9 protein-coding genes are annotated in these 8756 nt (G+C 71.2%); all 9 read right to left on the reverse strand.

All coding sequences use genetic code 11. The features are described from left to right. Window positions 1-68: 68 nt before the first annotated feature. The 9 genes from ACZ6TV_RS31010 to ACZ6TV_RS31050 all read right to left on the reverse strand — a co-directional run bounded on the left by ACZ6TV_RS31010 (window position 69) and on the right by ACZ6TV_RS31050 (window position 8745). On the reverse strand, window positions 69-1124 hold the full coding sequence (locus ACZ6TV_RS31010) for a LacI family DNA-binding transcriptional regulator (protein ID WP_465300832.1): 1056 nt from the start codon (window positions 1122-1124) through the stop codon (window positions 69-71). Between the two features lie 164 nt (window positions 1125-1288). Beyond that, entirely contained in the window at window positions 1289-2155 is an 867-nt protein-coding gene (locus ACZ6TV_RS31015; protein WP_465300833.1) for a hypothetical protein, read from the reverse strand. Window positions 2156-2177: 22 nt separating this feature from the next. Next, on the reverse strand, window positions 2178-2720 hold the full coding sequence (locus ACZ6TV_RS31020) for a hypothetical protein (protein ID WP_465300834.1): 543 nt from the start codon (window positions 2718-2720) through the stop codon (window positions 2178-2180). Between the two features lie 208 nt (window positions 2721-2928). Further along, complete coding sequence (locus ACZ6TV_RS31025) at window positions 2929-3477, reverse strand: RNA polymerase sigma factor (protein WP_465300835.1); 549 nt, start codon at window positions 3475-3477, stop codon at window positions 2929-2931. Between the two features lie 75 nt (window positions 3478-3552). Beyond that, window positions 3553-3828, reverse strand: coding sequence for a hypothetical protein (locus ACZ6TV_RS31030; protein ID WP_465300836.1), 276 nt, complete (start codon window positions 3826-3828; stop codon window positions 3553-3555). Between the two features lie 514 nt (window positions 3829-4342). Next, on the reverse strand, window positions 4343-5518 hold the full coding sequence (locus tag ACZ6TV_RS31035; RefSeq protein ID WP_465300837.1) for a macrolide family glycosyltransferase: 1176 nt from the start codon (window positions 5516-5518) through the stop codon (window positions 4343-4345). After that, window positions 5515-6498 carry a hypothetical protein gene (locus tag ACZ6TV_RS31040; protein WP_465300838.1) on the reverse strand — a complete coding sequence of 328 codons (984 nt, stop codon included), beginning with the start codon at window positions 6496-6498 and terminating at the stop codon, window positions 5515-5517. Before ACZ6TV_RS31040 ends, ACZ6TV_RS31035 begins: the two co-directional genes overlap by 4 nt. A gap of 25 nt (window positions 6499-6523) precedes the next feature. Next, window positions 6524-7465, reverse strand: a complete 942-nt coding sequence (locus tag ACZ6TV_RS31045; RefSeq protein WP_465300839.1) for a hypothetical protein — start codon at window positions 7463-7465, stop codon at window positions 6524-6526. A 35-nt stretch (window positions 7466-7500) separates the two neighbouring features. Further along, window positions 7501-8745, reverse strand: a complete 1245-nt coding sequence (locus tag ACZ6TV_RS31050) for an activator-dependent family glycosyltransferase (protein ID WP_465300840.1) — start codon at window positions 8743-8745, stop codon at window positions 7501-7503. Between the last annotated feature and the right edge of the window lie 11 nt (window positions 8746-8756).

The raw sequence follows: 8756 nt of genomic DNA on the forward strand, positions 1-8756 counted from the left end.
TTCGCTCCGGCGTCGGCCTGACCCAACGCTGTCACATGATGAGCGGCCCGAGCCGCTTCGCTGACCGCTCATGCCTGTTCTCCTTCGTTCGGCTCCGCCACGGCGGTTTCGTCGCCGCCGGGCGGGTCGTCGCACCCGCACGAGCCGCGGCGGACCAGCACGACCGGAAGCACGTCGGTCGGGCCTGCCGTCCCCGCCTGCTGGGCGAGCAGATGTGTCATGGCGGCCCGGCCGATCGCGGCGAACGGCTGGGCCATGGTGGTGAGGGCGGGCGTGGAGTACGCAGCGCCGGGAATCCCGTCGAACGAGGCGACCGCGACGTCGTCCGGGCAGCGCAGCCCGGCCTCGCCGATCGCCCGGAGCACGCCGACGGCCTGCTCGTCGGAGGCCACGAACACCGCGTCCGGCCGGTCCGGCCGGGCGAGCAGCTCGCGGGCCGCCCGGTAGCCGGCCCGCCGCCCGAACTCGGAGTGCACGACGGCCATGTCGCGGCGGCTCACGCCCTCCTCGTCGAGCGCGTCGCGCCAGCCGCTGACCCGGTCGTGGGCCGGCAGCACGTCCTCGGGGCCGCCGATGCAGGCGATCCGGGTGCGGCCGTGCTCGATGAGGTGCCGGGTCGCGGCATACGCACCGCCGCGGTTGTCGACCAGGACGCCGGGCGCGGCGGCCCCCGGCACCTGCCGGTCGAGGGAGACCCACGGGGTCTGCGAGCGCTGCAGCTCCGGCAGGAACCCGGCCGGTCCGTGCGCCGGGACGATGAACAGCCCGTCGACCTGCCGGGCCAGGAACGTGCGGACGTAGCTGGTCTGCCGGTCGTCGCTCTCGGCCGCGTTGCCGATGAGCAGGGTGTAGCCCTGCGCGAAGGACTCCTCCTCCACGGCGCGGGCCAACTCGGCGAAGTAGGGGTTGGCGTTGTCCGGCACGACCAGGCCGAGCGTCATCGTGCGGCTCATCCGCAGCGACCGGGCGATGCCGTTGGGGCGGTAGCCGAGCTGTTCGATCGCGGCGAGCACCTTGGCCCGCGTCTCGGTCGACACCGGGCGGGGCCCGTTGTTGAGCACATAGCTCACCACCGCCGGCGACGTCCCCGCCAGGCGGGCCACGTCCATGCGCCGAACAGTCACGCCGACCTCCGTCAACACGAGTTGCGTCCGATGTGACGGCAATCATGTGACAGGCGTGTTAACTCGCGCAACACGTGTTGAATGCCCGTGACCCAAACGAGATCTGTGATCACTTGACAGCACGCTGTGGCCCAGGCCGTCGACGGGTCGGCGCCGTGGGGCGGTCAGCGACCCGGCGGCCGGTACCACCGGCGCTGCAGCCAGCCGCGCAGATCCGAGTTGAAGTTGTCGAGGCCGTCGGCGCTGTCGAGCGCCTCCTCAAACGTGCGGCCGGTCAACTCGGCGGGGCTCTGGCTGTTGCTCGCGGCCAGCACGACGCACTGGACCAGCTCCACCCAGTACCTCGTCCGGGGGTCGTTGGACGGCTGCCGCCGGGTGAGCTCGGGTCGCACGCCTTCGCCGAACGCGGGACCGGCGCCGCCGTGCACCGCGGGCCGGTCGAACTCGGGCGCCGGCACGCCTTCGGGGGCACCGTTCGACATCGCCGACTGCACCAGGGCCGCCCACCGGTCGAGCTGGAAGCTGAGCCATGCCCACTGGACGTAGGCGTGCACCTCGCGCCGCAGGTCTTCGGCGACCTGACGGACCCGGACGTGGGTCTCGTCGATGATGCGGCGCCGCTCCACCTCGGCCTCGGTCGTCGACAGCACCAGCAGACGGGCCCGCTCGGCCGCGGCCCGCTGCAAGGTGCGGTCGAAGTGGTGACGGGGTGCATGACTCTCGGCGTTGTGCCGGGACACCCGCGCGGGAGTTCCGTGTCCGCTTGCTGGGCGGTTACCCTGGCCCGCCGGCGTGCGGACGTGCCGGACACCGACGTTGTGGGTCGTCTCGCTCTGCTTCGCGTGCTCGCGCAGCTCCTCGGCCTCCCTCGCGGCCCGGCGCATGGTGGCATCGGCCGCGGCGAGTGCGGCCTCCTCCCAGCTGACGGCCTCGGCGGCCCGCTTGATCTCGGTCAACCTGGCCTGGATGTCGGACACCGGAGCGGCCTTGCGACCGTGCCGTTTCCGCAGCGCTTCGAGGAGTCTCTCCACCTCCGGCGACCGTCCGCCATGGTCAGCCGAGGTCATTGCCACCCACGCCTTCGCCGGCCCGACCGGTCACGGACGAACGGGTCCACCAGCGGACCAACCTGGTGCACACCTCCAGGGTCGGCGCCTCGAACAGCGCCACGATGTGCTGGTCGTCCAGTCGCTCGTAGACCTCCTCGACGAGGGCGCGCTCGTCGGGGTGCAGGTCGCCGAGGATCGCCCGGAGTCCGTCGGCCGTGTCGTACGGCGAACGGGAGCCGCCTGCCGCCGCCCGCAGCCGACCACGAAGCGCGGCGGCCTGCAGCCGGGCCCGCAGGAGAAACGTCAGCGACAACGCGTCGAGAAACGGCAGGGACGGATCGACGAGCCCGGCGGTATAGATGGCCGCGAGTGCGTTGCCCACGGCGTCCGCGGCATCGGCAGGCTCCGCGCCGGTCATGCAGAGCAGTTCCACCGCGTCGTCGTAGTGAGACTTGACGAACAGGTCGAAGTCCGAAGAGTCGTGGAACTGGCCAGGTTCGTGCCGCCTGCCACGGTTCAGGGCCGCGAAGTTCGCGTGGTCGTTCATGGGCAGCGACCGCGGGTGTCGCAAAAGCGGTGCATGTGACCTGCCTCACAGGATTTGACGTTGGGGTGGGCCGCGACCTTCTCTTGATGATGCGTCGGCAGTCGCTTGCTGCTCGGCGCCGAAGCGAGGCGCGGCATTGTCGTGTCTTGAGGGGGCCCGCCATCCCGCGCTCCGGGCAAAGAGAAGGTCGGGTTGGCGGGCCCAGCTTCTACGCGGCAGCAGGCTCCAGGTCGAGCCGCGTGCCGTGGCGCTCTGCGAGCAGCCGGCCCAACCGGCGACGGGCGAGGTTGAGATTCGAGCGCACCGTCGCGGCGTTCTTGCCCATGATCTCGGCGATCTCGGCGGGCCGGTAGCCGTTGACCAGCAACGCGAGCACCTCGCGCTGGGTTCGCGGCAGCAGCCTGATCATTCGCGCGGCGTCTTGTTGCTCGGCGATCCGTCGCATGACGTCTGCCGGGTCGGCGCCCGGCGCATACCGCACGGCGCCCGGCTCGACCTGCTCGGCCGAGACTCCGGCCGGGATCGCGATCGCCTGCCGGCGCATCGCACGCATCCAGACGTTGCGAGCGACGACCCGGACCCACGCCGCCGGAGACCGGACGTCGTCGGCGCGGCGCAGCAGCAGCTCCATGGCGCTCTGCACGGCGTCCTCCGCCTCCGCACGGTCCGCCCCGAACTTCAGAAGGTAGTTCACGACCAGCGGAAACTGGTCCTGGTAGAAGACGGCAAAATCCTGCCGGCTGAGATCGTCCCGCATTCCCCGCTCCGCTCCGGTCGGCATTCCTCGCGATCAGGCGCGCCGGCCGCCGAGCGGCGTCCGGCGCGCTCCGCTTCAGTGCCGGTCCCGGACCAGCGCCATGATTTCGAGGAACCGCCGGGTGTACGGGGCCACGACGTAGCCGCACCCGGCAAGGCAGAGCATGAGATGGGTCCGTTCGAGCCAGGCGCCGGACACGGTGTCGTGCCCGAGCACCGGCAGAGCGGCGCGGGCGAGGCCGAGCACGGCCAGCGTCACCGCCGCCCGGTGGTAGTACTTGAACAGCCCGAGCACCTTACGGTATTCACCGTCAGGCGGGTCGCCTTTGGGCATGGCGATGCGTGATGCCATGACACTCCTATGTGTCTTGAGGTGGCCGTCCCCGTGCGCTCCGGGCAGAAGGTACGAGTGTGGCCAAGCCGATCGAGACGTCACTATAACGAGCAGCGCACCGGCGTCCAGCAAGCGCCAATCTTGCCTGCCCGTCTACGGAAACCAGCCCGAGGTTGCCACCATTTCCGCAGCCCAGTGCCGCCGGAAGGAGGTGGGGGACCTGAGGAGCGACGTCCACACCGGCAGAATCTACTAATCGGTACTTAAATATCGACCGCCATGCAAGTTGCATTGCCGCGCGCCGAGCAGCGCATATAGACGCACTCCTCTGCCATAACTTGATGCTTCATCTATCGCAGCAACATCATTACGACTAGGTCACGATCAAAGCTGCTTCCGCAACCAGATATTGGCCTCGATCGTTGGCCCAGGATTGTGCGCCGACGGCCGGTCTCCTCGCGGCGCCCTGCTCGACGCGAGAACCGCGCCCCGGAAAGGAGCGCGGTTCTCACATACGCACGGGCAGGCCGGATCAGCGCAGAAGGCGCTCGATGACGTCGGCGCCTTCGGCGGGGCCGCCGCCGGCGCGCATCGCCGCGCTCATGGCGGCCACGCGGGCGAGGACCTCCGGGTCCTTGGTGAGCTCGTCGACCGCGGCCCGCAGCGTGGCCGGGGTAAGGGTCGAGGCGGGCAGGTAGCGACCGATGCCGATCTCGTCCACCCGGCGGGCGTTGACGGCGTTCTCCGGGGTGTGCGGCACGACGACGCACGGGCAGCCGTGGTACAGCGCCTCCACGAGGCTGCCCATGCCGCCGTGGGTCACGAAGACCGACGCGCGGGGCAGGACCGCCAGGTGCGGCATCCACTCGTGGGCCTCGACGTTGACCGCCGACACGCCCTCGTCCAGGGCGTTGCCGCGGCCGAGGGTCATGACGACGTGCCACGTCTTGTCGGCGAAGGCGTCGGCGCACAGCTGGAACATGCCGGTGCGTTCGTTGGACTCGGTGCCCATGGAGATGAGCGCCACCGGTACATCGGGATCCGGAGCCGTCCAGGTGACCGCCGGTGGCGTGGAGGGCAGGCAGTGGCCGAGGAACGTGAACTTCTCGTCGAACGTCTCGCCGTGCGGCTGCAGCGCCCGGGGCAGGAAGACGAGGTTGTGCTCGTCGGCGACGGCCATCATCGCCCACATCTTCGCCGGGTCCGGCTCGACCTCCGAGAGGATCTCCATGATCGCCTCGACGCCCTTGTGGACGTAGTCGGAGTCGCGGTCCATCGTCTCGGCGTGCAGGGAGAAGTGGTCGTTGGAGGCCGTGTACGGGAAGTACTGCAGGGTCCGGGTGCCCCACTCGCGGGCCAGGATCCGGGCCGGGACGAAGCTCTCGAAGTCGTAGACGATCAGGTCGGGCCGGTCGCCGGTGAACGCGGCGCGCGCGGCCGGGATGACGCGCGTGTTCGCGTCGGCGAGGATGTCCAGGCCGAGCTCGGCGATCTCGTCGCTCTCGACGTGGCTGCCGGTGCTGAGCCGGCGCCGGACGGACGTGTAGCCGGCCAGGTCCGCGCCGACCGAGGCCACCGCCGCCGAGTACATCGAGTCGACGACGTAGGTGACCCGGTGGCCGCGCGCGACCAGGTGCCTGGCGATCGGCAGCGTCGGGTTGAAGTGCCCGTAGTCCGGGAAGACGAAGATGGCGATGTGGGCCGTCATGACACTCGCTTCGGGGGGAGGACGACGCCGTTGTCGAAGATGGCCGCCATGACCTCGGGCAGGTCGGCGGGCGACTCGACGTGCACGACGGGGAACGGGAAGCCGATCCAGCCGCGCGGCAGCGACGGGCCGAGGACCAGCCCGACGCGGGTCTTGTGCCGGTGCATCTCGGCGCTCATGTCGTCGATGCGGATCGTCTCGACGGCGTTGCGGCTGAACATGTCGGCGACCTCGGCCGCGCTCGTCAGGGTGCGCTGCTCCAGCGACGAGCACAGCGGCAGCACCGGGGTGCCGAGGCCGGCGCCGGGGGCGATGGCGGCGATGGAGTCGGCGACCGCCTGCCGCAGCGGCGTGTGTACCGCCACCGAGTTGGCCTCCTGCACCTGGACCTGCCCGAGCCCGCCGGACGCGGTGTATTCGGCGGCGAGCGCGTCGAGGGCCTCGCGGTAGCCGCTGAGCAGCAGGATGCGGAACGTGCCGCTGGGGTGGGTGCCGAAGTCGCCGGCGAGCCAGACCCCGTCGCGTTTCGGCTCGACGAGCAGCGCCTCGTCGTGGTCGACGGGCAGGAACGCGACGGCGACGCCTTCGGCGCGGCCGTCGGGGTCGCGGGGGCCGACGTGGTCCATCCGCATCAGCAGGTCGAACAGGTCCTTGCGGGGCAGCGCCCCGGCGAGGGACGAGCTGACCATCGAGCCGAGGCTGAGCCCGCCGACGGCGGCCGGGTGGATGCCCTGCGTGCCGAGGACGTCGTGGATGCCGACCATGGCGGCGGCGAGGGCGACCGAGCCGTGCCGGGACCGCGCCTCCATGTCGTCCTGCTCGTCCTCGCGGCGGCGCAGCAGCAGGTCGAGGTCCAGGCCGGTCCAGGTGCTGACCTGGTCGTAGACCTTCTGCATGGCGGGGTTGGCCGCGTGGAACTCCATGATGCCGCGCGGGTCGTAGTTGAGCAGGTTCGTTCCGAAGATGAACGCGAGGCTCATGATGGCAGCCTTCTTCCGAGGTGGGTCACGTGGGCAGGAGCACGTCGTGCTCGCGGACCGCGGCCACGACCTGGCCGATGTCGTCCGGGGCGTCGACGTAGACGACGGGGAACGGGAACTCGAACCCGTCGCGGGGCAGGGTCGGGCCGAGGATGACACCGAGCCGGGCGCCGAGCTTGCGCATCTGGCCGGTGAGGTGGTCGGCCCGGATCGGCTCGACGACGTTGCGGCTGAACTCGCTGCGGACCTGCTCGGCGCTGTGCAGCACGCGCGGCTCCAGCGACGAGCACATCGGCGTCGTCGGGTCGGTGAACGCGATGTCGGCGGCGATGCGGGCGAGGACGTCGCGGGCGCGGTACCGCAGCGGGCTGTGCACCGCCACGGTCTCGTCGCTGAACACGAAGTACTCCGGCGGGTAGCCGGAGGCGAGCTGGTCCAGGGCCTCGCGGTAGCCGCTGAGCAGCAGCATCCGGAACGCGCCGCTGGTGTGCATGCCGAAGTCGCCGCCGAACCAGATGCCGGGCCGGGTGCCGTAGAACGACTCGTAGGTCTGCCCGAGCGGCAGGACGGCGGCGACGCAGCCCTCCGCCAGGTCGGCGCGGTCGGGGCGCTGGTCGCCGTCGGTGTGGCCGAGCAGCCCGATGACGTCCTGCCGGGGTACCGCGCCGGACAGTGCGCCGGACACCATGGCGCCGAGGCTGATCCCGCCGACCATCGCCGGCTGGATGCCGTGCTCCCCGAGGAGGTCGGCGATGCCGAGCATGGCCGCGGCGAGCCCGACGGAGCAGGTGCGGGAGCGTTGCGTGTCGTCCTCGACGGTGCGCAGCAGGAGGCCGACGTCGAGGCCGGTCCACTCCGCCGCCCGCTCATAGGCGACCCGGACGGCCTCGTGCTGCTCGTACAGTCCGATGAGGCCGGTCGGGTCGTAGGTGAGGTTCTTCTGGCCGAGGATGAACGCGAGGCTCACGGCGGCTCCTCTCGATGGGGACGGGGACGGCGGGCTCAGCGGGCGGCGGTGAGGCGTTCGAGCTCCGCGACGACCTCGGACGGAGCCGGCCGCCGCAGCGCCTCGTCCCGCAGCGTCGCGGCGTTACGGGCGAACCCGGGCTCGGCCACCAGCCGGCTGACCGCGTCGCGGATCTCCTGCGGTCCGGCCTGGTCGTGCGGCAGGTACAGGCCGGCGCCGGCGTCCCGCAGCCCGCTGCCGCGCAGGGTCTGGTCGGCGACGGGCGTGGAGACGAACAGCTGCGGCACGCCGTGCACGAGCGCGGTGCCGTAGCTGCCGAAGCCGCCGTGGTGGATGAGGGCGGCGCAGCTGGGCAGCAGCGCGTGCAGCGGCACCGACTGCACGACCCGGGCGTTGTCCGGGATCTTGTCGATCTCCTGCACCTGGACCGGCAGGAGCGCGGCGACGACCTCGACGTCGAGGTCGCTCAGCGCGTCGAGGATCGCGGCCTTCGACACGTAGTCGCCGCCGTACCGCTCGGTGTTGGCGGCGCCGAGGCTCAGGCACACGCGGGGCCGCGCGGGCGGCTCGGTGAGCCAGTCCGGCACGACGGCCGGGCCGTTGTAAGGCACGAACCGCACCGGGATCCGTCGCACGTCCGACGGCACCGACAGCCGGTCCGGCAGCGGGTCGAGGGTCGCCTGGCCGGTGATGAGCTCCTCGCTGAACGCGGCGCCGAGCTTGTCGGCGTGTGCGCCGAGCCAGTCGGCCATCGGGTCCTCGCGCCGGTCCTCGGGCCGCTCGTCGCGGAGCTTGGTGAACAGCTGCCGTTTCATCGCCCACACGTCGGCGAAGCACATCGACCGGACGTGCGCGGCGCCGACGGCGGTGGCGGCGAGGGCACCGGCGTACGTGAGCGGATCCCACACGACGAGGTCGGGCTGCCAGTGCCGGGCGAACGCGACGAGGTCGCCGATCATCGGCTCGTTGTAGTAGGCGAAGCCCCAGGCGCCCATCTGGGCCCGTTCGAGCTCGCGCTCCCAGGTCAGCTTCGCCGGGTCGAGCTCGCTCCAGTCGACGGACTCGACCTCCTGCGACTCGCGGTGCTGCGCCATCGCGGAGCTGATGTTGCTGTCGTCGCCGACGCCGACGGCGGTCATGCCGGTGCGGGCGATGACGTCGGTGAACGCCGGCGAGCTGGCGACGCGGACCTCGTGACCGGCGGCGCGCATGGCCCACGCCATCGGCGTCATGCAGAACAGGTGGGACTTCTCCGGCAGCGTGACGAACAGCACCCGCATCGGTTCGGCTC

This window comes from Dactylosporangium sp. NPDC051087 (genome assembly GCF_055586325.1).

Excerpts from the sequence above, each read along its gene's own strand:
- ACZ6TV_RS31020 (WP_465300834.1), bottom strand. The coding sequence starts at position 2,720 with ATGAACGACCACGCGAACTTCGCGGCCCTGAACCGTGGCAGGCGGCAC.
- ACZ6TV_RS31025 (WP_465300835.1), bottom strand. The coding sequence starts at position 3,477 with ATGCGGGACGATCTCAGCCGGCAGGATTTTGCCGTCTTCTACCAGGAC.
- ACZ6TV_RS31030 (WP_465300836.1), bottom strand. The coding sequence starts at position 3,828 with ATGGCATCACGCATCGCCATGCCCAAAGGCGACCCGCCTGACGGTGAA.
- ACZ6TV_RS31035 (WP_465300837.1), bottom strand. The coding sequence starts at position 5,518 with ATGACGGCCCACATCGCCATCTTCGTCTTCCCGGACTACGGGCACTTC.
- ACZ6TV_RS31040 (WP_465300838.1), bottom strand. The coding sequence starts at position 6,498 with ATGAGCCTCGCGTTCATCTTCGGAACGAACCTGCTCAACTACGACCCG.
- ACZ6TV_RS31050 (WP_465300840.1), bottom strand. The coding sequence starts at position 8,745 with ATGCGGGTGCTGTTCGTCACGCTGCCGGAGAAGTCCCACCTGTTCTGC.